Source organism: Bradyrhizobium sp. 159 (genome assembly GCF_023073795.1).
GTDB lineage: Bacteria > Pseudomonadota > Alphaproteobacteria > Rhizobiales > Xanthobacteraceae > Bradyrhizobium.
In genome coordinates this window covers 1-26,080 of the sequence record NZ_JADPKE010000049.1, presented here as the reverse complement: position 1 = coordinate 26,080, position 26,080 = coordinate 1, and the positions used below count along the sequence as shown (strand labels likewise).

The 26,080-nt window shown below is 64.4% G+C and carries 23 protein-coding genes; 15 read left to right on the top strand and 8 right to left on the bottom strand.

Annotated features, from left to right (window positions below):
- Positions 1–2 precede the first annotated feature (2 nt).
- A complete protein-coding gene (locus IVA96_RS11835; protein WP_247417291.1) occupies positions 3–1,004 on the bottom strand; it encodes a TAXI family TRAP transporter solute-binding subunit in 1,002 nt (333 codons plus the stop codon).
- Between the two features lie 358 nt (positions 1,005–1,362).
- Complete coding sequence (locus tag IVA96_RS11830) at positions 1,363–2,049, bottom strand: GntR family transcriptional regulator (protein WP_247417289.1); 687 nt, start codon at positions 2,047–2,049, stop codon at positions 1,363–1,365.
- A gap of 175 nt (positions 2,050–2,224) precedes the next feature.
- Here IVA96_RS11830 and IVA96_RS11825 point away from each other — a divergent pair, with 175 nt between their 5' ends.
- Positions 2,225–3,943, top strand: coding sequence for an IlvD/Edd family dehydratase (locus IVA96_RS11825; RefSeq protein WP_247279340.1), 1,719 nt, complete (start codon positions 2,225–2,227; stop codon positions 3,941–3,943).
- Between the two features lie 19 nt (positions 3,944–3,962).
- On the opposite strand, the gene IVA96_RS11820 is transcribed toward IVA96_RS11825, so the two are convergent.
- Positions 3,963–4,757 (bottom strand): enoyl-CoA hydratase/isomerase family protein, encoded by a 795-nt coding sequence (locus IVA96_RS11820; RefSeq protein ID WP_247417287.1) that lies wholly within the window; start codon positions 4,755–4,757, stop codon positions 3,963–3,965.
- A 230-nt stretch (positions 4,758–4,987) separates the two neighbouring features.
- Here IVA96_RS11820 and IVA96_RS11815 point away from each other — a divergent pair, with 230 nt between their 5' ends.
- Entirely contained in the window at positions 4,988–6,208 is a 1,221-nt protein-coding gene (locus IVA96_RS11815; protein WP_247417285.1) for an FAD-dependent oxidoreductase, read from the top strand.
- Here the strand turns inward: IVA96_RS11815 and rbsK are convergent, their stop codons facing one another.
- Together rbsK and IVA96_RS11805 are read right to left on the bottom strand one after the other, a co-directional pair.
- Entirely contained in the window at positions 6,209–7,126 is a 918-nt protein-coding gene (gene rbsK / locus IVA96_RS11810; RefSeq protein ID WP_247417283.1) for a ribokinase, read from the bottom strand.
- A gap of 19 nt (positions 7,127–7,145) precedes the next feature.
- Positions 7,146–8,039, bottom strand: coding sequence for a sugar kinase (locus IVA96_RS11805; RefSeq protein WP_247279312.1), 894 nt, complete (start codon positions 8,037–8,039; stop codon positions 7,146–7,148).
- Positions 8,040–8,260: 221 nt separating this feature from the next.
- On the opposite strand from IVA96_RS11805, the gene IVA96_RS11800 reads away from it, so the two are divergent.
- From IVA96_RS11800 to IVA96_RS11760, 9 genes are all read left to right on the top strand, one after another.
- The gene (locus IVA96_RS11800; RefSeq protein ID WP_247417281.1) at positions 8,261–9,109 is read left to right on the top strand and encodes a VOC family protein; all 849 of its coding nucleotides are present in this window, start codon (positions 8,261–8,263) and stop codon (positions 9,107–9,109) included.
- Between the two features lie 187 nt (positions 9,110–9,296).
- Positions 9,297–10,004, top strand: a complete 708-nt coding sequence (locus IVA96_RS11795) for a TetR/AcrR family transcriptional regulator (RefSeq protein WP_247279314.1) — start codon at positions 9,297–9,299, stop codon at positions 10,002–10,004.
- A gap of 244 nt (positions 10,005–10,248) precedes the next feature.
- Positions 10,249–11,058, top strand: coding sequence for an ABC transporter permease (locus IVA96_RS11790; protein WP_247279315.1), 810 nt, complete (start codon positions 10,249–10,251; stop codon positions 11,056–11,058).
- A 78-nt stretch (positions 11,059–11,136) separates the two neighbouring features.
- Entirely contained in the window at positions 11,137–12,129 is a 993-nt protein-coding gene (locus IVA96_RS11785; protein ID WP_247279316.1) for an ABC transporter substrate-binding protein, read from the top strand.
- Between the two features lie 142 nt (positions 12,130–12,271).
- Complete coding sequence (locus tag IVA96_RS11780; RefSeq protein WP_247417278.1) at positions 12,272–13,117, top strand: ABC transporter ATP-binding protein; 846 nt, start codon at positions 12,272–12,274, stop codon at positions 13,115–13,117.
- Between the two features lie 216 nt (positions 13,118–13,333).
- Complete coding sequence (locus IVA96_RS11775; protein WP_247417275.1) at positions 13,334–14,731, top strand: hypothetical protein; 1,398 nt, start codon at positions 13,334–13,336, stop codon at positions 14,729–14,731.
- Positions 14,728–15,879, top strand: coding sequence for a Gfo/Idh/MocA family oxidoreductase (locus IVA96_RS11770; RefSeq protein WP_247279319.1), 1,152 nt, complete (start codon positions 14,728–14,730; stop codon positions 15,877–15,879). Before IVA96_RS11775 ends, IVA96_RS11770 begins: the two co-directional genes overlap by 4 nt.
- Positions 15,880–16,004: 125 nt before the next feature.
- Positions 16,005–17,210, top strand: coding sequence for a dihydrodipicolinate synthase family protein (locus IVA96_RS11765; RefSeq protein WP_247417272.1), 1,206 nt, complete (start codon positions 16,005–16,007; stop codon positions 17,208–17,210).
- A complete protein-coding gene (locus IVA96_RS11760; RefSeq protein WP_247279321.1) occupies positions 17,210–18,073 on the top strand; it encodes a sugar phosphate isomerase/epimerase family protein in 864 nt (287 codons plus the stop codon). Before IVA96_RS11765 ends, IVA96_RS11760 begins: the two co-directional genes overlap by 1 nt.
- 18 nt (positions 18,074–18,091) lie before the next feature.
- On the opposite strand, the gene IVA96_RS11755 is transcribed toward IVA96_RS11760, so the two are convergent.
- The 3 genes from IVA96_RS11755 to IVA96_RS11745 all read right to left on the bottom strand — a co-directional run bounded on the left by IVA96_RS11755 (position 18,092) and on the right by IVA96_RS11745 (position 22,704).
- On the bottom strand, positions 18,092–19,540 hold the full coding sequence (locus IVA96_RS11755; RefSeq protein ID WP_247417269.1) for a Spy/CpxP family protein refolding chaperone: 1,449 nt from the start codon (positions 19,538–19,540) through the stop codon (positions 18,092–18,094).
- A gap of 523 nt (positions 19,541–20,063) precedes the next feature.
- The gene (gene rocD / locus IVA96_RS11750) at positions 20,064–21,278 is read right to left on the bottom strand and encodes an ornithine--oxo-acid transaminase (protein ID WP_247417267.1); all 1,215 of its coding nucleotides are present in this window, start codon (positions 21,276–21,278) and stop codon (positions 20,064–20,066) included.
- Between the two features lie 193 nt (positions 21,279–21,471).
- Positions 21,472–22,704 (bottom strand): cytochrome P450, encoded by a 1,233-nt coding sequence (locus IVA96_RS11745; protein ID WP_247417264.1) that lies wholly within the window; start codon positions 22,702–22,704, stop codon positions 21,472–21,474.
- A gap of 106 nt (positions 22,705–22,810) precedes the next feature.
- Here IVA96_RS11745 and IVA96_RS11740 point away from each other — a divergent pair, with 106 nt between their 5' ends.
- The 4 genes from IVA96_RS11740 to IVA96_RS11725 all read left to right on the top strand — a co-directional run bounded on the left by IVA96_RS11740 (position 22,811) and on the right by IVA96_RS11725 (position 25,975).
- The gene (locus IVA96_RS11740; RefSeq protein WP_247417262.1) at positions 22,811–23,365 is read left to right on the top strand and encodes a phosphonopyruvate decarboxylase; all 555 of its coding nucleotides are present in this window, start codon (positions 22,811–22,813) and stop codon (positions 23,363–23,365) included.
- A complete protein-coding gene (locus IVA96_RS11735; protein ID WP_247417259.1) occupies positions 23,362–23,952 on the top strand; it encodes a thiamine pyrophosphate-dependent enzyme in 591 nt (196 codons plus the stop codon). Before IVA96_RS11740 ends, IVA96_RS11735 begins: the two co-directional genes overlap by 4 nt.
- A 126-nt stretch (positions 23,953–24,078) precedes the next feature.
- Positions 24,079–24,780 (top strand): TetR/AcrR family transcriptional regulator, encoded by a 702-nt coding sequence (locus tag IVA96_RS11730; protein WP_247279327.1) that lies wholly within the window; start codon positions 24,079–24,081, stop codon positions 24,778–24,780.
- 1 nt (position 24,781) lies between these two features.
- Entirely contained in the window at positions 24,782–25,975 is a 1,194-nt protein-coding gene (locus IVA96_RS11725) for an efflux RND transporter periplasmic adaptor subunit (RefSeq protein WP_247279328.1), read from the top strand.
- Positions 25,976–26,080 lie beyond the last annotated feature (105 nt).

Below are 26,080 nucleotides of genomic sequence, written 5' to 3'. Positions count from 1 at the left end.
GCTCATTTATCCGGATTGCGTTCTCGCCAGCGCAGGAAGTCCCGGAACAATTCTTCGCGGTCTGGCGGATTGGCGGTTGGCTTTCCCTCGAGGAACCGGCCGAACGCCTTGCGAAGCGCGGCCTCGCCGCCGGATTGCTGCTGGAGCCAGCGCTCTGCCGGTCGGAATCGTTGCCATCCCGGGAGCAGCGCGGCCAGGTTGACCTCGCGCCATTTGGGGTGATGTGCGTCGCCGAGAAATTCAGGAAAACGCGTGAACAGTGTCTGGACGAACAATTCCAGCAGCCGAAACCGTTCGCTGCGTGGCGGCCAGTTGTAGGCGAACAGAGCGGATTTGATCGCGATCGTGTCCACAGCTGCATTGAACCCGATGAGATCTGGGTAATCCTCGTGGCGAAGCGTCGATGGCAGATAGTTTTGCTGCAGCAGCTCGTTGGAATAGGGGATGGGCAAGAAGTGAATGCCCTTGGCCTGCCCGGCCCATGCGAGGAAGCTGACTGGTTTTCCTGAGACCAGTAGGGCGGCCGAGATGTCTCCCTTCCGCATCCCCTCCAGCGCGGCGTCCGGCCCCAGGTTCGATTCGCTGATCTTGACGCCCAGACGGTTCAGCACCTCGCGGCCAAGCACGGCGCCCGCACCGCCGTCCTCGCCAAGATTGACCCTCTTCCCCGCAAGATCCGTCAGGCTTGCGATCTCCGGCCGTGCGAGGAGATGGAACTCTTCGACATGGAGCGAGGCAATGTAGGCAAGCTTATCGGAGATGTCTCCGAACGTCTTTGCCTCCCGGAGCCGGTCGACCAGGATAACAGGTGCGATCGCCACGTCGGCACCTGCCAGAGTGAGCACGTCGAGGATGCTGCGGGTGCCGCCGTTTCCCACGATTGGCACGACCCGCAAAGCGACTTCGCCATGCGGACCCGTCTCCTGGCCACTGGCCAGTGTGGTCGCAATGTCCTGAGCTATTGCGAATTCAGTGCATTGCGGCGTACCGGTGACGAAGCCCACCGTAAATGGGTCCGCAGGTCGTCTCGTTTCTTTCCGGGGGGCGCTTTCTTTTCGCGGAGACGCTTTCCCGGATTCACTCGGAGACGCGGAAGGTTGCCGTTGTGCGAGGGACTCCTGGACCTGTCCGCCGAGCCAGGCCGCTGCAATCAGTGCGAAGAACAAACCGGCCCGCATCGCTCCGCAGACCCTTATGTTCAAACCTGTGCGGTAGCCAGCCCTCCCTTGGGCTGACATGTTCCGATCGATCGTCACCCGGCTACGCGCGCGAATGAATCTCGCTCGAGCCTTCCAACGCGCCCCGGCTAGCGGCGTTCCTTTTTGGACGTATACGGCTCGTTCGTGGCAGGTACTTGCTCACCTAGAGTCCGGCCCCATCATCGGCGATGCGCTTGAGGTAATCTTTCTTGCTGAACTGCATGTGATCCACGCAGAGTTGCGCGAGCGCCCAACTGTCGCGGCCCTTGAGCAGCTCGATCATCAGTTCGTGCTGGCGCCGCGATTGTGCGAGGCCCTCGCGATCGGCGAGGTTCTTCGCGCGCATCGGCAGCGTCAGGTTCATGTAGTCCTGGAGCGAGCGCACCAGATAGGGATTGCCGCAGGCCGAGAACAGCGCAAGGTGGAAGGCGTCGTTGGTCTCGTGAATGCCGCGCAGATCCTGCGCGTCGGCCCTTGCGCAGTATTGCCGTTGCAACGCGGAGAGTTCGTCGATCAGGCCTTGCGGCGCGGGCAGGGGGATCATCAGCGCAGCCTGCCGCGTCAGCATCTCCCGCACCTCGTAGATCTGATGGACTTCCTCGGCCGAGTAGAACCGTACGGTGGCGCCGACATTCTTCTCACGACGGATGATGCCGCGCCGCTCCGCATCCAGCAGCGCTTGGCGCACGAAGTGCCGCGAGGTGGCGTAGCGCGACATCAGCGCGTCCTCGGTAAGGCGCGCGCCCGGCGCAAGGCGGCCGAAGATGATGTCCTCTTCCAGGCGCGCGACGACGTCGTCCGGATCGTCGCGCCGGACCGGTATTGCCTCAGCAGTGCGAATGTCGGACATGCCCTTAGCCTCCCGACGGTCGGCCGGTTGGTCCTGTGGAGCAGGAGAGGCTTGGATTGTCAATAATCTGTGCCCCAAGCGGCGCCAAAAGCCAGAAGTGCGACAATATTGGCCAATCTTATTGACAATCCTGGGCGAGGCTGTACCACGATGGCAACTCGGAAGGAGTGGCATGATGACGAGTGGCCTGCGCAAGGGTTTGACGAGCTATGGCGATGCCGGCTTCTCGCTGTTCCTGCGCAAGGCGTTCATCAAGGCCATGGGCTATTCCGACGATGCGCTGGAGCGCCCGATCGTCGGCATCACCAACACCTATAGCGACTACAATCCCTGCCACGGCAACGTCCCGCAGATCATCGAAGCCGCCAAGCGCGGCGTGATGCTGTCCGGCGCGATGCCGTTCGTATTCCCGACCATCTCGATCGCCGAGAGCTTTGCCCATCCGACCTCGATGTACTTGCGAAATCTCATGGCGATGGACACCGAGGAGATGATCCGCGCCCAGCCGATGGATGCGGTGATCGTGATCGGCGGCTGCGACAAGACTCTTCCTGCGCAGGTGATGGCGGCGATCAGCGCCGATTTGCCGACCGTGGTCATCCCCGTGGGGCCCATGGTGGTCGGCCATCACAAGGGGGAAGTGCTGGGCGCCTGCACCGATTGCCGCAGGTTGTGGGCAAAATACCGCGCCGGCGACATGGGCGATGCCGAGATCGAAGCAGTCAACGGCCGCCTCGCGCCGTCCGTCGGCACCTGCATGGTGATGGGCACGGCCTCGACCATGGCCTGCATGATCGAAGCCATGGGCCTGTCGCTGCCGATGAGCGCGACGATCCCGGCGCCGCACGCCGAACGTTTCCGTCTTGCGGAGGCCAGCGGCAAAGTCGCCGCCGAGATGGCAAAGACGAAGGGGCCGAAGCCGAGCGAGTTGCTGACGCCGGCCTCGTTCCGGAACGCGCAGGTCGTGCTTCAAGCGATTGGCGGCTCGACCAATGGCCTGATCCATCTGACCGCAATGGCGCATCGCTCGCCGTACCGGCTCGATCTCGAAGTGTTCGACCAGATCGGCCGCGAGGTGCCGGTGCTGGTCGATCTCAAGCCGTCCGGCGAACATTACATGGAGCATTTCCATCACGCCGGTGGCGTGCCGAAACTGCTGGCGCAGCTCGGTGATCTCGTCGATCTCGATGCCGGGACGATCAGCGGCCAGACGCTACGCGACGTCGTGGCGAATGCGGAGCACGTGCCGGGCCAGGACGCGATTCGTTCGCGCGACAATCCGATCAAGAAGGAGGGCGGTCTTGCCGTCCTGCACGGCAATCTCGCGCCGCGCGGTGCGGTCATCAAGCAATCGGCCGCCAGTCCAAAGCTGTTGCAGCACACCGGGCGCGCGGTGGTTTTCGAATCCGTCGAGGACATGACCCTGCGGGTCGACGATCCCGACCTCGATGTCACGGCCGACGACGTGCTGGTGCTGCGCAATGCCGGCCCGAAGGGCGCGCCGGGCATGCCCGAGGCGGGCTATCTGCCGATCCCGAAGAAGCTCGCGCGGACCGGCACCAAGGACATGGTGCGCATTTCGGACGCACGCATGAGCGGCACCGCGTTCGGCACCATCGTGCTGCACATCACGCCGGAATCTTCTGTCGGCGGGCCACTCGCGCTGGTGCAGAACGGCGACATGATCCGCCTCGATGTGGCCAAGCGCAGCATTGAGCTGTTGGTCGATGCCGCCGAACTCGAGCGGCGCCGCGCCGCGTTGAAGCCGGCCGCAGCGCCGGAAGAGGCCCGGCGCGGCTACGCTTGGTTGTTCAATGAGACCATCATGCAGGCCGACGAGGGCTGCGACTTCGATTTCATGCAGAGGACTGGACCAAAGACTGAGAAGGAGTGAGGGACCAGCCCCACGGCAGCTACTTGCCCTTGCTGGTGAACTTCTTCACGGCGGCGCGGAACTCCTCCGTGTTCATCGCCATGATGATCTTGTGCTCCTCGGCATCCAACTGCTGCTTCACCGGCGTGGTCGCGGCCTGGTAGACGAGCGATTTGGTGCCGGTGATCGCCGCCGGCGGGTTTTGCGCGAGACGCTCGGCGAGTTTTTGCGTGGCTGCTTTCAGATCAGCGGCGGGAACGATCTTGGCAACCAGGCCCCACTCGTAAGCCTGCTGCGCGGTAAAATTATCCTCGGACAGGAAGATTTGTAGCGCGCGGCGGGAGCCGACCGTGCCGACGATGCCGACCGTGGAGCCGCCGTCCGGCGACACGCCGATCTTGGTATAGGCCGGCGTGAACTTGGCGTCGTCGGCGGCAATACAGAGATCGGTGACGAAGGCGAGCCCCATGCCGGCGCCGGCGGCAGAGCCGTGGACGCTGGACAGCGAGATCTTTGGCATGCGGCGGATGATCTCGATGAAGGCGTGATAGTGCTTCAAGAGCTCGCCGACCACGGGCGTCACCGTGCCTGCTTCGGCGGCTGCCCCGATCGTCTGAAGATCGCCGCCGGCCGAGAAGGCGCGGCCTTCGCCTTCGAGGACAACGACCTTGAGGTCGTCCGCGCCTTCGATATAGGCCGCGAGCTGCTCGAGCTTCTGCGCGATCGCCAGGTTGATGGAGTTGAACGCGGCAGGGCGGTTGAGCGTGATGGTCGCGATCGGGCCGTCGATCCGCAGCAGGGCGGGATCATCGGGCTGGGAGATAGGAGCTGGCATCTGAGAAAATCCCCGGCAAGAGGTTCGTTGCTGCAACTAAATCGCAGAAGGCGAGGGGTGACAATCCCCGCCCGCCGCTCTTGCGCTGGGCGGAACGATAGGCTCAAATGGGCCCGCCTTCGCCAAGGAACGGACACGAGCGCCGGCTCCTCGTCAGGCCAGCAAACCAAAATCAGCGAGAGAGGAGACGACATGGGTCACGCTCGTGTCTTGCGGAAGTGGGCTGTCCAATGACGGATGGTCCGGTGATCATCGTCGGGGCCGGCCATGGCGGCTACCAGGTCGCGGCATCCCTGCGCCAGGCGGGCTTTTCGCAGCGCATCTGCCTGATCAATGACGAGGCGCATCTGCCCTATCAGCGGCCGCCGCTGTCGAAAGCCTACATCAAGGGTTCGGCGGGGCCGGAGAGCCTGATGTTCCGGCCGGAGAAGTTTTACCAGGACCAGAAGATCGAGCTGATCGCCGGCCGCGCCGTCTCGATCGACCGCGCCGACCGCAAGCTGCATCTGGCCTCGGGCGAGACGCTGCCTTACGGTCACCTCGTGCTGGCCACGGGCGCGCGCAGCCGCCTGCTCGACCTGCCCAACGCCAATCTGCCCGACGTGAAATACTTGCGCATCCTCGACGACAGCGAGGCACTGCGCAAGGTCATCCCGTCGAAGACACGCGTCGTGGTCATCGGCGCCGGCTTCATCGGCCTCGAATTCGCGTCCACCGCGCGGATCAAGGGCCTCAAGGTCGACGTGCTCGAGCTCGCCCCGCGCGTGATGGCGCGCGCGGTGACGGCGGAGGTCTCCGAATATTTTCAGGCGCGGCATCGCGGGGCCGGCATCCGCATCCATCTCGGCGTACAGGCCACTTCCATCGAAGCCGAAGGCGGCAAGGTTACCGGCGTCTCCTTGAGCGACGGACGGCATCTGCCCGCCGATCTCGTCGTGGTCGGCGTCGGCGTGCTGCCGAACATCGAGCTCGCGGCTGAAGCGGGCCTTCCCGTTGCCGCCGGCATCCTCGTCGACGAATATCTTGCGACGGCTGATCCCGATATTTCGGCGATCGGCGACTGCGCGCTGTTCGCAAGCCCGCGCTTCGGCGGTTCGCTGCGGCTGGAATCGGTGCAGAACGCCACCGATCACGCCCGCTGCCTCGCGGCGCGGCTGACCGGCGACAGCAAGCCCTATGACAGCCATCCCTGGTTCTGGAGCGACCAGGGCGAGGACAAGCTCCAGATCGCCGGCCTCACCACCGGTTACGATCGCGTCGTGCTGCGCGGCAACCCCGCGAGCAAGGCGTTTTCGGCGTTCTGCTACAAGGGCGAGACGCTGCTGGGCATCGAGTCGATCAACCGCGCCGGCGACCACATGTTCGGGCGCCGATTGCTGGCCATGGACCGCTCGATCACACCGGAGCAGGCCGCGGACGAGAGTTTTGACCTGAAGAGCGCACTGGCGTGATCAGCTTGCGTCGATCACGGCAGCCACTTCCTTTGCCGTCGGCATCGACGGCCCCGCGCCCATCCGCTGCACGCTGATCGAAGCGGCCGCGTTGGCAAACGTGAGCGCGTCGCGCAGTGTCGCGCCGTCAGCCAGTTGCGCCGCGAGCGCGCCGACGAAGCAATCGCCGGCGCCGGTAGTGTCGACCGCCTTCACCGTGCGCCCCTGCACCGAAATCTCCTCGCGCCCCGCCAGCGCGAGCACGCCGCGCTTGCCGAGCGTGACGCAGATGGTCTGGTCCCGCCGCCCCTGAAGTTGTCGCGCGACGTCGATGATCCGCGCGGCCTCGTTGCCGTCGGAGAGCTCGGTCCCGGCGAGCAAGCCGAGCTCGGTCTCGTTCAGCACGAGGATATCGACCAGCGCGAGCAGCTCGCCGGGCATGGTTTGCGCCGGTGCCGGGTTGAGCAGCGTCGTGGCTCCGGCGGCGCGTGCCCGCTGGAAGAACGCGGCAATCGCCGGCAGCGGAATTTCGAACTGGCTGACCGCAACGTCGCCCTCCAGCAGCGGCACGACGCTGACGTCATCAGCGTCGACCAATGCATTGGCGCCGGGGATGACGACGATGGTATTGTCAGCCTCCGCCACCGTGATGATGGCCGTACCGGTGTGCGCGTCAGCCGTCTGCTGCACGTAGCCGAGATCGATGCCCTGACTGCGAAGGAAAGCCTTCAGCTCGGTCCCAAACGAATCCTTTCCCAGCCGCCCGATCAGCGTGGTCCTGGCGCCAAGCCGCGACGCGGCGACCGCCTGGTTCGCGCCCTTGCCACCCGGAAAATACAGCACCTGCTTGCCAGCAACGGTCTCGCCGAGGCGTGGATGGCGGTCGGCTGTTGCCACCACATCCATGTTGATGCTGCCGGCGACGAAGACGCGACCCATGACACACCCTTTGCGAACGCTAGACCCTGACCTCGAATTCGTGCCTGACCTTGGCGATGTCGACGAGCGTCGGCAGGCCGGCCTCGTTGCCGAGGCGCTGGATCTTGAAGGTGGAGGCGGCGCGGGCGAAATCAAAATGCTCGCGCCAGCTTTTGCCGGGATGGGCGAGGTAGGAATAGACATAGGCGCCGTGGAAGACGTCGCCGGCGCCGTTGGTGTCGATCACGCGCTCGCGCGGGATCGGCATCGCCGGCATCACCTGCACCGTCCCGGTCTCGTCGTACCAGAAGAGGCCCTTCTCGCCCATGGTGACGCCGCCGATCTTGCAGCCGCGGCTCTTGAGGTAATCGAGCATCTTCTCGGGCGTCAGGTCCATCTGCTCGCACAGCCGCTCGGCGACGATCGCGACATCGATGAACTCCAAGAGCTCATGGGTGTTGGTGCGCAGGCCGCCGCCGTCGAGCGAGGTCAGGATGCCGGCCTCGCGGCACACTTTTGCGTAGTGGATCGCGGCATCCGGCTGATGGCCGTCGACATGCAGCGCGCGGCAGCCGCCGAGATTGAGCATCGGAAACGGATGGATGTGCTCGTCGTCGCGGCAGCGGACGATGGCACGCTTGCCGTCCTTGGGCATGATGAAGGAGAGCGAGGACTGGTTCACCTTCCGCCCGTGCAGCGAGATTGCGTATTTCGCGCACATGTCCTGGAACATGCGCCCCAGCCAGTCATTGGCGACGGTTGCGATGAGATCGGGCACGATGCCGAGCTTGGCGCAGCAGAACGCCGCCGTCACCGCGTTGCCGCCGAACGAAACCGCGTAGTCCGAAGCTACGTGCTTCTCGTCGCCGGTCGGCATGTGGTCGGTGATGAAGACGACGTCGATATAGGTCTGTCCGATGAAGAGAGCCTGCATTGCTTGTCCGTGATGCGCTTGTGGTCCCGGCCGGCGCGTTTACTCTAGCACCGGTTCCGCTCCGGAGGGACGCTGAAATTATTCGCAAATCTGCCGCCCGGAGCGCTTGAGGTCAGCATGGTGCCGGAATACGACCATGACAGGCCAATGCCAAGCCCGGACAAACGCCGTCTTTCGGCCCAGGGGTTCCAGGTCAATTAAGAGTCGGTAAAGGGGGGAAGATGATCATCGGGCTCGATCACGTCGTCGTCCTGGTCAGGGATATCGCTGCGGCCAAAGCGGCCTATCAGATGCTGCTCGCCCGCGCGCCGGCCTGGCAGAACTCCGGCGAGGGCGCCGACCGGGTCCTGTTCACATTGGACAACATGACGATCGAATTGATGGCGCCGAGCGGCTTCAGTGTCGCCGCCGACCGCATGCGCGCGCTGCTCGACGATCAGGAGGGCGTGCTCGCCAGCCTGTGCTTTCGCGTCGCAGACATGAGCAAGACGCACCGCCGGCTGGAGCGCGTGGCCCTGAGACCGGATCCGGTCGCGGAGGTCGAAAGCAGCGATGCCGCATCCGATGCCGTGCTGCACTGGAAGCGCACGCGTGCCGCCACGGAGCTCACGCGCGGCGTGCGCATTTTCTTCCTCGAGCTCGCCGACGAGCGCCCCAAGTCCGTTGCGACCGACATCGCGCCGATCGAGGCGCTTGATCACGTCGTGATCACCACGGAGGATTCCGAGCGCGCCGCCGCTCTCTATGGCGCGCGGCTCGGGCTCGATCTGGCGCTCGACCGCTCCCACCAGGATTGGAGCCAGCTGATGTTCTTCCGCTGCGGCGATCTCATCGTCGAGGTGGTGCGCCGCCCGGTGGCAGGCGGCGATGCCGCGCACGACCTGCTCTGGGGCCTGAGCTGGCGGGTGGCCGACATCGACGCCACCCGCGCCCGCCTGATCGCTGCCGGTCTCGAGGTCTCCGAGGTCCGCAACGGCCGCAAGCCGGGCACGCGGGTGATGACGGTGCGGAACGGCACCTGCGGCATCCAGACCGTGCTGCTGGAGCGTTCGCCGAAGCCGGTGGATTGAGGGACGTCTTTCCTCCGTCATTGCTAGCCAACGGGTCCGCGCGAAGCGCGGCCCGATGACAGGCTCCGCGAAGCAATCCAGAAGCCCTCCGCGGTGGCAGTCTGGATTGCTTCGTCGCAAGGGCGCCTCGCAATGACGACTTCCTCGTGGTACACGCTGATCTGAGACCACCCAGCGAGCAACCGGTTTGGCGAAGGCAAAGCGAACTCTGAAATGGCAGCGCGATCCCGAGGGGATGCGGCTGCGTATTCTCGAGGCCGCCAAGCAGGAGTTTGCGGCCCACGGGCTCGCCGGCGCGCGCGTCGACCGCATCGCCGCCAAGGCTGGCGCCAACAAGCGTATGCTCTACTACCATGTCGGCAACAAGGACGAGCTCTATCTCGCCGTGCTTGAAGGTGCCTATGACAAGATCCGCAGCGAGGAGCGCGGGCTCGATCTCGAGCATCTCGACCCGCCCGAGGCGATCCGGCGGCTGATCGAATTCACCTGGAATTACTTCCTGCGCAATCCCGAATTCCTGTCGCTGCTCCAGACCGAGAATCTCGCGCGCGCAAAGCACCTGAAGCGCTCGACCAAGGTCAAGTCGATGCACTCGCCCTTCGTCGAGATGATCCGCACCGTGGTGCGCCGCGGCGTGGACAGCGGCGACTTCCAGGTCGCGGTCGATCCGGTGCAGCTCTACATCTCGATCGCGGGACTCTGCTTCTTCTATCTCTCGAATTCGGCGACGCTCAGCGTGATCTTCGGCCGCGATCTGCTGGACAAGAAGGCCAAGGACGAACGGCTGGCGCACATGGTGGGCCTCGTGCTGGCTGCGCTGACGGGTCAGTCCCTGGCGCTGTTCGAGATCGCGAAAGCGCCGAAATCGCGCAGCGTGGTGGTTCAGACAGCGTAGCTGCGCGTCCCCGCGCCCTGGCGGATTTGGCATTCGCCGTTCCTCAATCTCCGCTGTCATTCCCCGCTTTCGCGGGGAATGACACCGAGATTTTTCCCGGCAGTCCCGCTACGCGGCCCTTCACACGACATCCTTCACGTTCAGCGACTGGAACCCGCCCAAAAGGTCACAGGGAAAGCTCTGGACAGTATTTATCCAACGGGTTAATTTCTCCGCCAACGACAAAGATTGCCGGGAGTGAGACGTGGCTGAGTTGAAGCCGCAGAGTGCGGTGTCCAAGATGCTGAATGCGGCCTGGGTTCGGCCGTTTTTGTTCCTGGTCTTCATCGTCGTGGCTTGGGATCTGGCGATCCGGCTGTTCAAAATTCCCCCCTACCAGATCCCGTCGCCTGCCGACGTCGTGGCGGTGCTGCGCACCGAATGGCCGGAACTGCTGCGCCAGTCTTGGCCGACCACCTATGCGACCGTGTGCGGCTTCGTGCTGTCGGCGCTGTTCGGCATTCCCGTCGCAATGCTGATTGCCGGCTCCAAGACGGTGGAGAGCTACGTCTATCCGCTGCTGGTGTTCTCGCAATCCGTGCCGAAGATCGCGATCGCGCCGCTGTTCGTGGTCTGGTTCGGCTTCGGCATCATCCCGAAGGTGATCTCGGCGTTCCTGCTGGGCTTCTTCCCCGTCGTGGTCTCGGCCGTGCAGGGCTTTAAATCGGTCGATCCTGATATGGTCGATCTCGCCCGCGCCATGCAGGGCAGCCGCTTCCAAGTGTTCCGCGCGGTGAACCTGCCGCATGCGCTGCCCGCGATCTTCTCCGGTCTCAAAGTCTCGGTGACGCTCGCCGTGGTCGGCGCGGTCGTCGGCGAGTTTGTCGGCTCCAATTCCGGCATCGGCTACGTCATGCAGCGCTCGATCGGCACCTTCGACCTGCCGACGATGTTCGCTGCCCTCGTGATCCTGGCACTACTCGGCGTGGTCCTGTTCTGGATCGTGGACCGGATCGAGAAGCTGGTCATCCCCTGGCATGTGAGCCAGCGTGAGGACGTGATTTTCGCCTCTTAAGTAATTTTCGGCTCTGAAGTGAAGCAACGAACGGCCACCAACGGCCGACGCAATAACGACAAGCAAGGGAGAGTAACGATGAAGCGGTGGATAGGGGTCGTCTCGGCAGCGCTGATGGTGTTTGCGGCGATGCCGGCACAGGCGGCCGATAAGGTCGTGCTGATGCTGAACTGGTACGTCTATGGCGAGCACGCGCCGTTCTATTACGGCAAGGCCAAGGGCATCTATGCGGCCGAAGGCATCGACCTCGAGATCCAGGAAGGCCGCGGCTCGGCTGCGACCACGCAGGCCGTCGCCGCGAAGACCGCCGATTTCGGCTATGTCGACGTTCCCACCATGATGCGCGCCGCGATCAAGGGTGCGCCGGTGGTTGCGACCGGCGTGCTGCTCCAGACCAGCCCGATGTCCGCCATGGGCTTCGTCGACAAGAACATCAAGAAGCCCGAAGACATCAAGGGCAAGACGGTAGCGATCACGCCGGCCGATTCCATGACCCAGATCTGGCCGCTGTTCCTGAAGAAGACCGGCCTGAAGGAGAGCGACTTCAAAACCGTTGCCGGCGACGGCCAGACCAAGCTCAACGCCGTCATCAACGGCCAGGCGGATCTCTTGCTCGGCTACGTCATGGACCAGTCGATGAAGATCAAGGACGCCACCGGGAAGGACGTCTATCCGATCAAGTTCGCCGATTACGGCATCAACATGGTTTCGTCAGGCATCATCGCCAACACCGACTATGTGAAGGCCAATGCCGATCTGGTTCGCCGCTTCATGTCGGCGACGACAAAAGCGGTCGAGGCCGCCGAGAAGGAGCCGAACGCCGCGGCGCAATCGATCCTCGATGCTAATCCCAAGGGCGGCAAGATCGATACGCTGACACAGGGCTTCGAACTGACCATCCCGCTCTACCGGACCGCGGACACCAAGAGCAAGCGGCCGTTCCAGGTCACCGACCAGAACATGACCGAGACCGTCAATCTTCTTGTCGAATATGGCGGCCTCGATGCCAAGGCCAAGGAGAACCCGAAGGCGTTCTACACCAACGACTATTTGCCGAAGAGCGGATCGTGAAGATAACAACACCGTCATTCCGGGATGGTCCGAAGGACCAGACCTCAGGTGCGCAATTGCGCACCGGGGAATCTCGAGATTCCGGGTTCGGCCTTCGGCCGCCCCGGAATGACGGCTCACATTGTCGAGTGGACTTGACGAGATGACCCCAGCAACGAAGGTGGTAGGTGACGTCCAGCCGGCCGCGCATCTGCGTCTGGTGTTAGGCCGTGCCGGCGAGGCGTCGGGCATCAAACTGTCCGGCGTGTCCAAGACCTACCGGACGCGCGACGGCGATGTGCCGTCGCTGCGGCCGCTCGATTTCAACATCAATGATGGCGAGTTCTTCGTCGTGGTGGGCCCAAGCGGCTGCGGCAAGTCCACGCTGCTCAAGCTGATCTCGGGATTGCTGCCGCCGACCACGGGCGAGATCCTGGTCGAGGGCGAGAGGGTGACGACGCCGCACGGCAATGTCGGAATCGTCTTCCAGAACGCGTTGCTCCTGCCCTGGCGCAACATCCTCAACAACGTCATGCTGCCGATCGACATGAAGCGGCTGGCGCGGGCCAAATATCTCGCCCGCGCCAAGGATCTGTTGAAGCTGGTCGGGCTCGAAGGCTTCGAGAAGAAGCTGCCATGGCAGCTCTCCGGCGGCATGCAGCAGCGCGCCTCGATCTGCCGAGCGCTGGTGCACGATCCCAAGATCATGCTGATGGACGAGCCGTTCGGCGCGCTCGATGCGCTGACGCGCGAACGCATGAACGTCGAATTGATGCGGATCCAGCGCGAGACCAGGAAGACGGTGCTGCTGATCACGCATTCGATTCCGGAAGCCGTCTTTCTCGCCGATCGCGTACTGGTCATGACCGAGCGCCCCGGTGCGATCGCCGCGATCTATGATGTGCCGCTGCCGCGTCCGCGCTCGCTCGACGTGATGGCCGATCCCGTGTTCACCGATCTCGTGCAACGCATCCGCAAGCATTTCTTCTCCCAAGGTGCATTGGACTGAAGCCATGGGATATCTCGGTCGCGACCACCAAGCCGGTGCGCTCCCTCCCCCGCCTGCGGGGGAGGGCTGGGGAGAGGGTGTCTTGGCTGGCAAGAACCCCCAAGAGGATAGAACCCTCACCCGGCGCTTCGCGCCGACCTCTCCCGCAAGCGGGAGAGGCGCGTCGCCCGCGGCCATACCGCTCGCACCAAGTTCAACTCGTTTTGTCATTACACCATGTCACCCCGTCTGAAGCTGCGAGATATCGCATTCTTCGAACGTCCCGTGCATTTCGCGCGGCCGTTCCGCTTTGGCGCGATTGCCATCAGCGCGACGCCGCAGCTGTTCGTGCGGGTCGAGATCGAGGTCGAGGGCAAGGGAAGCGCGGTCGGCGCCAGCGCCGAGCTGCTGGTGCCGAAATGGTTCGACAAACGGCCGGAGCTGTCGCCGGCGCAGACGGTCGATGGTTTGCGACGCTCGCTGGAGATTGCGCGCGGACTTTATCTGGCGCGGACTGGATATTTGACGGCGTTCGATCTGCATGCCTCGTGCATCGGCACCCAGGTCGCGACCTGCGCGAAGAAGAACATTCCGGCGCTTGCCGCGGTCTATGGTCCAGCGGAAATCGACAAGGCGATCCTCGATGCCCTGCTCCGCGCCGCCGAGACCAGCTTCTTCGATGGGATGGCCGCTAATATCGCGGGCATCGATGCGCGGCTGTCGCCTGACCTGAGCGAAAGGGACATCAGAACGTTTCTCTCGAGCCGGAAGCGGCTGGAGCGTGTTGCCATCAGGCATACCGTCGGCCTTGATGATGCCGTTGAAGGTGAGGGCGGAGTTGCCGACTCACGCGAGAACGCCGGTGCTCGCTATTTCAAGCTCAAGCTGTCGGGCGATCCCGCCGCCGACGCGGCGCGGCTGGCGCGGATCGGCAAGGAGCTCGATACGCTCGGACATGATTACAAGGCGTCGCTCGACGCCAACGAGCAATACGCCGATCTCGCCGCGTTGCAGGCGCTGGTGGATCGCCTCGATCATGATCCCGCGTTGCGGCCGATCGCCGCGCGCCTGCTCTATGTCGAGCAGCCGATGCCGCGCGACATCACGAGGCAATCGCCACTGGGCTCGCTCGGCGCGCGCGGTTTCATCATCGACGAAGCCGACGATAGCTACGATGCGTTCCCCACAGCGCGGGCCCTTGGCTATCGCGGTATCTCCTCGAAATCGTGCAAGGGTCTCTACAAGGCCCTCGTCAACGCCACGCGCGCGGCGAAATGGAGCGCGGAAGGCGAGGCGTTCTTCGTCACCGCCGAGGATTTGACCTGCCAAGCCGGCCTTGCCGTGCAGCAGGACCTTGCGCTCGGTGCCCTGATCGGCGTCACTCATGCCGAACGCAACGGCCATCACTATGTCGACGGCTTTGGCGATACGCCCGCCGCTGAAGCTGCGGCCTTCGCGGCGTTGCATCCCGATCTCTATGCCGATGCCGGGCAGGGCATCCGTCTCTCCGTTCACGACGGCGATCTCCTGACGGGATCGCTTCATGCTGCGGGCTTCGCCACCTCGGTCCATCCGGACTGGTCGGCGCTTCGCCCGCTCGAACAGCCAAAATCACTTCAGGAGCAATTGGCATGACCACTCAACGCCTCGGCCTCATCATGAACGGCGTCACCGGCCGCATGGGGCTCAACCAGCATCTGATCCGCTCGATCGTCGCGATCCGCGACCAGGGCGGCGTCCGCTTGAAGAACGGCGACCGCGTGATGCCCGACCCGATCCTGGTCGGCCGCAGCGCCGACAAGGTCGAGGCCCTAGCCAAGCGCTACAACATCACGCGCTGGACCACTGACCTCGACGCCGCGCTCGCCGACAAGAACGACACCATGTTCTTCGACGCCGCGACCACGCAGGCCCGGCCGGGCCTTCTGACCCAGGCCATCAATGCCGGCAAGCATGTCTATTGCGAGAAGCCGATTGCGACGAATTTCGAGGCGGCCGTGGAGGTCGTGAAACTCGCTAACGCAAAGGGCGTCAAGCACGGCACGGTGCAGGACAAGCTGTTCCTGCCCGGCCTGAAGAAGATCGCCTTCCTGCGCGACTCCGGCTTCTTCGGCCGCATCCTCTCGGTGCGCGGCGAGTTCGGCTATTGGGTGTTTGAAGGCGGTTGGCAGGAGGCGCAGCGGCCGTCCTGGAATTACCGCGACGAGGACGGCGGCGGCATCATCTTGGACATGGTCTGCCACTGGCGCTACGTGCTCGATAATCTCTTTGGCGAGGTCGAGAGCGTGAGCTGCATCGGCAACACCGACATTCCCGAGCGCTACGACGAGCAGGGCAAGAAATACAAGGCGACTGCGGACGACTCGGCTTACGCGACGTTCCAGCTCAAGGGCGGCGTCATCGCCCACATCAATATGTCCTGGGTGACGCGGGTCTACCGCGACGACCTCGTCACTTTCCAGGTCGACGGCACGCTCGGCTCCGCGGTCGCAGGGCTCACCGATTGCGTGATCCAGGCCCGGCAGGCGACGCCCCGTCCGGTGTGGAATCCCGATGAGAAGCGGCTGCACGATTTCTACGGCGACTGGCAGAAGATGCCCGACAACGTCTCCTACGATAACGGCTTCAAGGAGCAGTGGGAGATGTTCATCCGCCACGTCTACGAGGATGCGCCATACAAGTTCACGCTGCTCGAAGGCGCCAAGGGCGTGCAGCTCGCCGAGTGCGCGTTGAAGAGCTGGAAGGAGCGGCGCTGGATCGACGTCGCCCCGATCACGGCCTGAAGTCGAGTCCTAGTGTCAGTTGAGCCGTCATTGCGAGGAGCGAAGCGAAGCAATCCAGACTTTCTTTGCGGAGACGTTCTGGATTGCTTCGCTTCGCTCGCAATGACGGAGAGAGGTCAAAAATCATGAACAAGCCCGTCCAGCCCAAGCCTGCGCCTTCAATGTCGTCATTGTCGCTCAAGCTGCCGAAGGCCGATCGTTCGATCGAGACCTACCGGCTCGCGGCCTCGCGCACGTTTCCCGCAAAGCTCGAGGGCCCGCTGAGCCGCATCGCCTTCTCGGCCGTGCACACGGTCGCCGACCCCTTCGCCGACAACGATCCCTGGCTTTCGGTCGCTGTCGACTGGGACAGGACCATCGCCTTCCGCGAGCACGTCTGGGACCTCGGTCTCGGCGTTGCCGAGGCGATGGACACCGCGCAGCGCGGCATGGGGCTGGACTGGCCGACCTCGCTGGAGCTGATCACACGGTCGGTCGCTGCCGCCAAGCGTCGCAACGCACTGGTGTTCTCCGGGGCGGGCACCGACCATCTCGCGGTCGAGGATGCCAAGACCATCGACGACGTGATCCGCGCCTATGAGGAGCAGATCTCGGCGGTCGAGAAGGTCGGCGGCCGCATCATCCTGATGGCGTCGCGGGCGCTTTCCAAGCTCGGCCGCAATGCCGATGATTACGCCAAGGTCTATGATCGCGTGCTCTCGCAGGTCCGAGAGCCCGTGATCATCCACTGGCTGGGCGATATGTTCGATCCGGCGTTGACGGGCTATTGGGGTACCAAGGATCTCGACAACGCAATGGATATTGCGGTCGCCATCATCAACGCCAACGCTGCCAAAGTCGACGGCGTCAAGGTCTCGCTGCTCGACAAGCAGCGTGAAATCGATATGCGCCGACGCCTCGACAAGCGCATCAAGATGTACACTGGCGATGATTTCAACTATGCGGAGCTGATCGCCGGGGACAGCGAAGGCTTTTCGCATGCGCTGCTTGGCATCTTCGACGCCATCGCGCCGGCAGCATCCTACGCGCTGTCGCGGCTGGCGGCCGGCGATGAAGCCGGCTTCCACGACGTGCTGGGACCGACCGTTCCCTTGTCGCGCCACATCTTCAAAGCGCCGACGCGCTTCTACAAGACCGGGGTGGTGTTCATGGCTTATCTCAACGGCCACCAGGACCACTTCACCATGGTGGGTGGCCAGGAGAGCGCGCGCTCGATGCTGCATCTGGCCGAGCTGTTTCGCCTTGCTGACCAAGCGGGCCTGCTCGCCAATCCGGAACTCGCGACACAGCGGATGAAGTCTGTGCTGGCCTCGCACGGACTTGAATCCTGATGCGCGATTTCTCGTCCGACCATCGCTGGCTGTCGCTGAACACGGCGACGGTCCGCAAGCAGGGTGACCTCATCGAGATCATCGATGCCTGTGCGAAGCAGGGCATCCGCGCCATCGATCCCTGGCGCGACCAGGTTGCTTCTGTCGGGCTCGACCGCGCGGTACGCGCCGTGCGCGACGCCGGCCTCGATCTCTCAGGTTATTGCCGCGGCGGCATGTTCACCTCGGATTGTTCGCGCCGGGGCGAAGTGCGCGACGACAACCGGCGCTGTGTGGATGAGGCGAAGGCGCTCGGCGCGCCCTGCATCGTACTCGTGGTCGGCGGCCTGCCGCAATATTCGCGGCCGGGCAGCAAGGCCTCGAAGGACATCGCCGCAGCGCGCGGGCAGGTCGAGGAAGCGCTGGCCGAGATGCTCGATTACGCCAAGCAGGCAGGCCTGCCGTTGGCGATCGAGCCGTTGCACCCGGCCTATGCAGCCGACCGCGCCTGCGTGAACACCACAAAACAGGCGCTCGACATCTGCGACCGGCTCGACCCCGGCCGCAGCGGCATGCTCGGCGTTGCGCTCGACGTCTATCACATCTGGTGGGATCCGGAGCTGATGGGCCAGATCGCGCGCGCCGGCCAAGATCGCCTGCTCGCCTTCCACGTCTGCGATTGGATGGTGCCGACCAAGGACATCCTCAACGACCGCGGCATGATGGGCGACGGCGTCATCGACATCAAATCCGTGCGTCAAGCGGTCGAAGCGCAGGGTTTTGCCGGCTATTCGGAGATCGAAATCTTCTCCAATGACTGGTGGGCCAAACCGATGGACGAGGTGCTGCGCACCTGCATCGCGCGGCACAAGACGGTGGTGTAGGTCACGCGCGCGCTGCCCTTACGGTCCTGCAACCTGTTGCAGCGTGTTGAAGCGCGCCTTCTGCTCGCTGCTCAGCGTCGCGTAGAACTCGTCCAGTGCGGGTTGCACCAGCTTGGCGGCGGCGAGCATGGCTTGGAGACGATCCGCCATGGCTTCCAGGCGTCCGACTGGTGTCAACGGCACACTGTCCGGGCAGACGGCTTGCAGTGCTGCGACTGCCTGCTTCGTCGCATCGTCCAAGCGCTCGAGCGCATCCTTCTGCTTGCCTGCCGGACGGACAACGGCGTCGATGCGTTCGATCGGCAACTGGGTCAGGCCGGACTTCGGATCGCCGCAACCCTCGGCACTGGCTTCCTGCTGCTGTGACGAGCGGTCGCCGACAGGGGGCCCAAGCGCGTTGAAGCGCGCTTGCTGTTCGTCGCTGAGCGAGTTGTAGAATTTCTCCAGTGCCGGTCGCACGATCTTGACCGCTTCCAGTGTCGCGCTGATGCGATTCATCATCGCGCGCAGGCGGCCAGGCGGCGTCAATGCATAAGTCTCCGCGCAGGAATCCTTGAACACGGCGGCCGCGTTGGCCGCCGCGGTCTTCAACTCGTCGAGCAGCGCGCGTTGCTCCGGCGTCGGCTGCACTGCTTTCGCGATATCGGCAAGCGGCCAAGCCGTCACGCCCTTGTCTGGTGTGCCGCACAATTGCTGTAGCGTCTGCGGGCTCACGCTGGCGCGCGGGCGCGCCCGGCGGCCGCCGCCGGCTTGCGGATAGTCATACGGGTTGGTGCTGGCATAGGCGGAATAGGGGCCGTCACCGCCCCAGAACACGGTGTCGACGAAATCGTCATACGCGTACGCCCAATAGCCGGGCTCATAAGCATAGGACCAGAACGTGTAGTTGAAAATGTCGGAATAGGCGTATGGCCAGAACACCGGCCCAAGCCACGCCACGAAAGCCGCGGGATGGCGGTGACGCCAGGCCTGCCGGGGAGCCCAGCCGCTCTGGCGGGTGAGGAGGGCCGCTTGGGTCTGCGGATTGGCCTGCTCACGGAAGCGCGCGGCAAACCGCCCGCGCTCAGCAGCCTGCGCGGTGGTCGTGGTGGTCGGGGTGCGCGCGGCCGGGGCCTGGAGGCCAAGCCGCTGCTGGCGCGCCAGGTCGCTCTGCTGCGCGCGCTGCTCACGATCAAGCAAGCGGTTCTGCGCCTGGAGCGTCCTTTGCTGCAGGCGTTGCGCCCGCACGGTTTCCGGCTTTTGCGATTGCAATTGCTGCACACGCTGCTGGAGTCGTTCGATACGGGTCTGACGCTCCGTCGTCTGGCGGGACAGCATCTCGCGCTGCCGCTGCTGCACCATCTGCTCACGCTGCTGGACTTGCTGCTGGCGCTGTTGCGCGCGCTGTTCAATCTGATCCCGCCGCGACAGCCGCTCGCTCGCGGCCGGCGGTCCGCTGGGGCGCGATGGGGCCGCGATGTGCGGCATCGGCCGAGGCGCCATGGCCGGACGTTGCGGTGCTGCCGGCGCCCGATGGAATTCAGGCCGCGGTGTCGCCACGTGCGGGGCTGCCCGCGGCGGTGCAGCGAAATGTGGGGACGGGCGCGGTGGCGGTGAGGCAATACGCGGCGCCGGATGTGGCGCCATGGCTGGTCGCTGCGGCATGGCCGGCCGCTGCATGGCCGGGGGATGATGGAAAGCCGGCGCTGCGGGGCGTGCCATGGCTGGCGGCGCCGCCGGATGGGCCATGGCCGGTGGTGCTGCTGGCCGAGCCGCCGGTGCTGCGGCCGGACCGGGTGGTCCGCCCCTTCCGTGTCCGAGTCCTTGGGCGAAAGCGCCGGCGCTCGTCGCCAGCACCGAGACACCAACTAAAAAAGCCGTAAGGCAAACGCAACGCGGAAGCATGGTTCTAGCTCCCAGCTCGTCATCGCCCACGACGTTCAACGCACAGATGGCGGGATCGTTCGTTCTTGACCGCGGCCGGCATTGCGATCTTCCGACGCAGGCAGCCTCAAGAGAAATCCTGGGTCAGGGTGGTGGCGAGCCGCTCCAGCGCCCAGTCGACCTGGTCGCTGGTGATCACCAGCGGCGGGGCGATGCGGATCGTGTATTCATGAGTATCCTTGGCGAGGATGCCCTTGCCCTGGAGCGCCTCACAATAACGGCGTGCTCCCCCGGCCTCTGGATGCAGCTCGACCGCCAGCATCAAGCCGCGTCCGCGCACCTCGCGGATCGTGTTGGCACGGATGCCCTTCAAGCCTTCGAGAAAGCGCGCGCCCTGCCTGGCCGCGTTCTCGATCATGCCTTCCTCGACCAGCACGCGCATCGCCGCGCGCGCCACCGCGCAGGCAAGCGGATTGCCGCCAAAGGTCGAACCATGCTGTCCGGGTCTCAGCGTCCCGAGCACGTCGTTGTTCGAGAGCACGGCCGACACGGGGTAGAAGCCACCGGACAGGGCCTTGCCGAGCAGCGTCACGTCCGCCTCGATTCCCTCGTGCTGTTCGGCGAGCAGCTTGCCGGTACGGCCGAGCCCGGTCTGGATCTCGTCGAGCACCAGCATCACGTTATTGACGGTGCAGAGCTGGCGCACCTTCGTGAAATAGCCGGCTGGAGGAATGACGAGACCGGCTTCGCCCTGGATCGGCTCGACCAAAAAGGCGACGGTGTTGGGCGTGATTGCGTCTTCCAGCGCCACGGCATCGCCGAACGGGATGATCCTGAAGCCAGGCGCGAACGGACCGAAATGTGTGCGTGTCTCGGGATCGGTGGAAAAGCTGACGATGCCCAGCGTGCGTCCATGGAAATTGTTGGCGCAGACGATGATCTCGGCCTGGCCGTCCGGCACGCCCTTCACCTCATAGCCCCATTTGCGGACCGACTTGATCGCGCTTTCGACCGCCTCGGCGCCGCTGTTCATCGGCAGCACCTTGTGCGAGCCGGTGAGCGCCGCGATTTCCTCGTAGAACAAGGCGAGCTGGTCGTTGTGAAAGGCGCGCGAGGTCAGCGTCAGCCTGTGCGCCTGTTCGACCAGCGCTGCCAGGATCTTGGGGTGGCAATGGCCCTGGCTGACCGCCGAATAGGCCGAGAGGCAATCGAGATAACGGTTGCCTTCGGTATCCCACACCCAGACACCTTCGCCGCGGGACAGGACGACCCCGATCGGCTCGTAATTGTGGGCCCCAAAGCGTGCTTCTGTTGCGATGAAATCAATGACCGACGCACTCATCTGTCGTCACTCCAAGGCCGCGCACGGGGGCGTCAAGCGACTGCACCGCCGGCGGCCCTCAACTTGATCTGGGTATCAGCTTGCCGCACCGGAAGCCTTCATGCGTCCGATGGCTGGCCCTCCCGATTTGCCAGAAATATCAGAGGTTCCCTACTGTGCATGGGGTTGTTTTCGTCATTTTTGTTTGGAGGCTTCATCCGATCGCGCAGGGCACGCTCAAAAAGCCGCGAAACCGGACCCGCCCGCCCCGCACCGGCTGCCCGGTCACGGCATAGTTTGGGAAGCGCGCCAGGAAGCGCGAGATCGCGATCGCGCCTTCCAGCCGCGCCAGGGCCATGCCCGCGCATTGATGCGCGCCCGTGGCGAAGGCGAGGTGCCGGTTCGGCGTGCGCGCGATGTCGAAGCGTTCGGGCTCCGGAAACTGTGCGGGGTCGCGGTTGGCCGCGCCAATGCACAGCGTCACCGAGGTGCCGGCGTCGAGCATGACGCCGCCGAGCTCGACCTTCTCCGTGGTCATCCGATTGCCGAGCTGGTTGGAGCTCTCGTAGCGCAGCATCTCCTCGACGGCGGTCTTGATCATGTCGGGGTTGTCGATCAAGCGCTGCTTCTGGTCCAGATTGCGGTGCAGCGCGACGAGGCCGTTGCCGATCATGTTGGTGGTGGTCTCGTGGCCGGCATTGAGCAGGAAGATGCAATTGTGCAGCAGCTCCTTCTCGGTCAGCCGCTCGCCGTTCTCCTCGCCGTTCCCTTCTCCTTGGATCAGGCGCGTCAGCACGTCGCGCTCGGGATTGCCGGGCTTTCGGCGCCGGCGCGCGACCAGCGTCTCGAGATAGGCGAGGAAGTCCTGCACCGCTCTGTTGCCGCGCGCGGCCGCTTCGGGCGACACCACCGGTTCGAGCGCCCCCAGGATCGCCAGCGACCAGTCGCGCAGCGGCGCGCGTTCCTCGTGGGGCACGTCGAGCAGATTGCCGATCACCTCGATCGGAATGGAGGCGGCAAAGTCCTCGATCAGCTCGCAAGCTCCCTTGGCGGCGATGGCGTCGAGCAGGCCGTCGACCAGCTTGACGAGGTCGCCCTCCATGCCGGCGATGGCGCGAGGCGACAGCGCGCCCATGATCAGGCGGCGCACACGGGTATGGGAGGGCGGATCGTTGAAGACGAGGCTCGTGGTGTGATGCTCGTAGAGCAGGCTGTCGCCGTATTTCGGCGCGAACTCGCGCTTCTTGTCCGAGCTGAACGATTTGGTGTTCTTGTAGGTGGTGACGAGATCGTCATAGCGGGTCAGGAACACGGTGCCGTTCGGCAGGCGTTTGACCGGTTCGTTCTCCCGCAGTGCACGGTAGGTCGGATAGGGGTTGTCGTAGAACTCGGGCGTCAGCTTCTCGAGATCGAAGCTTGCCGCCAGCTCCTTCGCATCTGCGTTCATCCCGTTATACTCGCCGGTTAAAGCCGATATGCCGTTTTTGTTGTTCTGGCCGACGCGCGCATGCGTCTACAGTCGCGCCGTCTTTGCTATCTGACCGGACAGGAAAATGCACGCGCGCGCTGACGCTCCCGACACGGCCCCGGAAGCAAGTGTTCTTTGGCCCGACGATATTTTCGCGACATTGCAGCGCTTCGACGTCCGGCAGGTGCCGTACGTGCCCGATGCCGGTCACTCGAAGCTGATCCAGCGCGTGCTGGCTTCCTCCACGATGCGCGGCATTCCGCTGACAACGGAGGAGGAGGGCGTGGCACTTCTCGCCGGCGCCTGGGCGGGCGGACAGCGCGGCGTGTTGCTGATGCAGTCGAGCGGTGTCGGCAATTGCATCAACATGCTGTCGCTGATCCCGATCCTGCGCTTTCCGTTCCTCACGCTCGTGACCATGCGGGGCGAGTGGGGCGAGTTCAATCCGTGGCAGGTGCCGATGGGGTCGACCACGCAGGGCGTGTTTGAGCTTTCCGGCGTCAAGGTGCTGCGCGCCTCGAACGCGGCCGAGGTGCCGGCCGTGCTGGAGGCGGCCGCAGCGCAGGCCTATAACGCACTCACTCCCACCGCCGTTCTTCTGTCGCAGCGCCTGATCGGTGCCAAGGTTTTCACCAAATGAGCAAGGCCAATCTCCTCGACCGCCGCCAAGTGGTGTCCACGCTGCTCGCGGAGCGCAAGGATGTGATCGCGATTGGCGGCTTGGGTGCCTCCACCAACGACATGTGCGCGGCCGGCGACCACGCGCGCAACTTCTATCTCTGGGGTGGCATGGGCGGAGCTGCGATGATCGGGCTCGGGCTCGCGCTGGCGCAGCCAAAGCTTCCGGTACTGGTCATCACGGGTGATGGCGAGATGCTGATGGGCATGGGCAGTTTGGCCACCATCGGGCTGCAGAAGCCGGGCAATCTCTCCATCGTCGTGCTCGATAACGAGGCCTATGGCGAGACTGGCGGCCAGACCAGCCACACCTCTGCGGCCGCCGACCTCGTCGGCATCGCCCGGGCCTGCGGCATCGAGGACAGCCGGGCCGTCACGACCATGGCCGAGGTCGAGGCCTTCGCCAAAGCCGTCCACGACGTTTCCGCGGGGCCACGCTTTGCCAATGCGAAGATCGACAGCGCCAGCGTTGAGCGGATCTTGCCGACCCGGGACGGGACCTACATCGTCAACCGGCTCCGGGGCGACCTGGGCTTCCGGCCGATCTAGGGCCGGCCTTGCCGATGGCGTCGTCCTGCTCGTGCGCCGTGTGGGCGAGCCAGTTTCGACCCAATCTAGAGGTTGCGGTGCAGCATAGTGCTTGACTTTTGCGTGGGTGAGTGCTTACTCACTAGCATGAGCTCATTGCGTATGACGAGCGACCTGAGGCGTCAATTGATCCTCGGTGCCGCGAAACGTTGCTTTGCCCGACACGGCTATAACGGCACCACGACCAAGAGCGTGGCGGCCGCCGCTGCTATCTCCGAGGCGCTGCTGTTCAAGCATTTCCCGTCCAAGGCGGCGCTCTACGCCGAGATCCTGAGCGACGAATGCGAGGCGGATCCGGCCCTGATGGAGCTGCTCGAACGGGAGCCCTCGACTGCCACCCTGGTCGAGGTGATCCGCGGCATGGTCGAGCATTTCCTTCACATCGCCGACGGGCCCGACCAGGAGGAGGCGCAGCGCCTGCGACTGATGGCCACGAGCCATTTGGATGATGGCGAATTCGCCCGTTTGCTATATGCCAAGATCGAGACGCTGATCGGGGCTGTCTTCGTCGCCTCACTCGAGCGCGCGGTTGCCGCGGGGGACGCACGGCCGTGCACTGGCGATCCACTCAACCTGTTCTGGTTCGCGCATCATTCGGTGATGACGGCGGCGCTGACCAGGCTGCCGGCCACGCCCTGTCTCGCTTACGGCAAGGCAAACGATCTGGAGCGGCAGCTCTGTGAATTTCTCCTGAGAGGTATCGGACTTAACGACGCCGCAATTGCTGCGCATCTGGGCCACAATCAGGCCGCGAATGCCGGCAAGACGGCGATTGCAGAAAGTGCATGACATGAACATCGTAGCCGAACACAAGATTTCGGGCCAACCGATCGACAACAAGGCTCCCAAGCGTCCGGTCCGGCCGGTGCTGTGGTTCATCATCGTCGGCGCGCTTCTCGCCGCGCTCGTCGGTGGCCTCGTCTGGTTCAATTATTTCCGCGGCCAGATGATCAAGCAGTTCTTCGCCAACAACAAGCCGCCGCCGACCGCGGTGAGCGCGGCCGAGGCGAAGTCGGAGGTGGTGCCGAACCTGCTCACCGCGGTCGGCAGCCTTGTCGCCGTGCATCAGGTCGACGTCAGCGCCGATGTCAATGGCCGCGTCACCGAGATCAAGTTCGAGCCCGGTACGCGTGTCGAAGCCGGCACGCCGCTGGTGCAGCTGTTCGACGCACCGGAGCAGGGCGATCTCGCCAATTACAAGGCGCAGGCGACCGTCGCGCAGCTGTCGCTCGACCGCGCCAAGCAGCTGGCCTCGCGCCAGTTCGGCCCGCAGGCGACCGTCGATCAGGCTCAGGCTGCCTACGACCAGGCGCAGGCCGGCATCGCCAAGACCGAGGCGCTGATTTCGCAGAAGCTGGTCCGCGCGCCGTTCTCCGGCGATCTTGGCATGCGCAAGGTCGAGGTCGGACAATATCTGACGGCCGGCACGGCGATCGTCTCGCTGACCGACTTGTCCGAGCTGTGGGCCAACTTCACGGTGACGGAAAAGGACTCTGGCAGCCTGAAGGTCGGCCAGACTGTCCGGCTCAGGGTGGATGCCTATCCGGGCCGCACCTTCGAGGGCAAGATCACCACGATCGAGCCGCAGATCGCGACCGATACCCGCAACATCCGCGTGCAGGCGACCATCGCCAATCCGGAGAAGATCCTGAAGCCCGGCATGTTCGTCACCACCACGGTGGTGCTGCCGGAGAAGCCGGCCGTGATCACCGTTCCGGAGACAGCGGTCGACTACACGCTGTACGGCGACTCGGTGTTCGTGATCACCGAGAAGAAGGAAGAGGACGGCAAGACCAGTCTCTCTGCGGTACGCACCTTCGTGCAGACCGGCAATCGGGTCGAAGGTCGCGTCGAGATCGTCAAGGGTCTGAAGCCGGGCGACAAAGTCGTCGCCGTCGGCCAGCTCAAGCTGCAATCGGGCGCGCCGGTGTCGATCTCGACCGACCCGGCCCCGGCAATCCCGGCGCAGCCGCCGCGCTACTGACCCATTACATTCGCGTGATCCGGCTCGGCCGGATCACGCTTCTTGAGACATAGAAATCGAGATCGCCGCGATGGCCTTTACCGACATTTTCATCAAGCGACCGGT

Excerpts from the sequence above, each read along its gene's own strand:
- rbsK (WP_247417283.1), bottom strand. The coding sequence starts at position 7,126 with ATGGGTCGCGTCTTCGTCGCCGGCAGCATCAACATGGATGTGGTGGCA.
- IVA96_RS11730 (WP_247279327.1), top strand. The coding sequence starts at position 24,079 with ATGAGCTCATTGCGTATGACGAGCGACCTGAGGCGTCAATTGATCCTC.
- IVA96_RS11785 (WP_247279316.1), top strand. The coding sequence starts at position 11,137 with ATGAAGCGGTGGATAGGGGTCGTCTCGGCAGCGCTGATGGTGTTTGCG.
- IVA96_RS11755 (WP_247417269.1), bottom strand. The coding sequence starts at position 19,540 with ATGCCGCACATCGCGGCCCCATCGCGCCCCAGCGGACCGCCGGCCGCG.
- IVA96_RS11760 (WP_247279321.1), top strand. The coding sequence starts at position 17,210 with ATGCGCGATTTCTCGTCCGACCATCGCTGGCTGTCGCTGAACACGGCG.
- IVA96_RS11805 (WP_247279312.1), bottom strand. The coding sequence starts at position 8,039 with ATGCAGGCTCTCTTCATCGGACAGACCTATATCGACGTCGTCTTCATC.
- IVA96_RS11830 (WP_247417289.1), bottom strand. The coding sequence starts at position 2,049 with ATGTCCGACATTCGCACTGCTGAGGCAATACCGGTCCGGCGCGACGAT.
- IVA96_RS11780 (WP_247417278.1), top strand. The coding sequence starts at position 12,272 with ATGACCCCAGCAACGAAGGTGGTAGGTGACGTCCAGCCGGCCGCGCAT.
- IVA96_RS11825 (WP_247279340.1), top strand. The coding sequence starts at position 2,225 with ATGACGAGTGGCCTGCGCAAGGGTTTGACGAGCTATGGCGATGCCGGC.
- IVA96_RS11775 (WP_247417275.1), top strand. The coding sequence starts at position 13,334 with ATGTCACCCCGTCTGAAGCTGCGAGATATCGCATTCTTCGAACGTCCC.
- IVA96_RS11815 (WP_247417285.1), top strand. The coding sequence starts at position 4,988 with ATGACGGATGGTCCGGTGATCATCGTCGGGGCCGGCCATGGCGGCTAC.
- IVA96_RS11770 (WP_247279319.1), top strand. The coding sequence starts at position 14,728 with ATGACCACTCAACGCCTCGGCCTCATCATGAACGGCGTCACCGGCCGC.
- IVA96_RS11765 (WP_247417272.1), top strand. The coding sequence starts at position 16,005 with ATGAACAAGCCCGTCCAGCCCAAGCCTGCGCCTTCAATGTCGTCATTG.
- IVA96_RS11725 (WP_247279328.1), top strand. The coding sequence starts at position 24,782 with ATGAACATCGTAGCCGAACACAAGATTTCGGGCCAACCGATCGACAAC.
- IVA96_RS11740 (WP_247417262.1), top strand. The coding sequence starts at position 22,811 with ATGCACGCGCGCGCTGACGCTCCCGACACGGCCCCGGAAGCAAGTGTT.
- IVA96_RS11820 (WP_247417287.1), bottom strand. The coding sequence starts at position 4,757 with ATGCCAGCTCCTATCTCCCAGCCCGATGATCCCGCCCTGCTGCGGATC.
- IVA96_RS11735 (WP_247417259.1), top strand. The coding sequence starts at position 23,362 with ATGAGCAAGGCCAATCTCCTCGACCGCCGCCAAGTGGTGTCCACGCTG.
- IVA96_RS11800 (WP_247417281.1), top strand. The coding sequence starts at position 8,261 with ATGATCATCGGGCTCGATCACGTCGTCGTCCTGGTCAGGGATATCGCT.
- IVA96_RS11745 (WP_247417264.1), bottom strand. The coding sequence starts at position 22,704 with ATGAACGCAGATGCGAAGGAGCTGGCGGCAAGCTTCGATCTCGAGAAG.
- rocD (WP_247417267.1), bottom strand. The coding sequence starts at position 21,278 with ATGAGTGCGTCGGTCATTGATTTCATCGCAACAGAAGCACGCTTTGGG.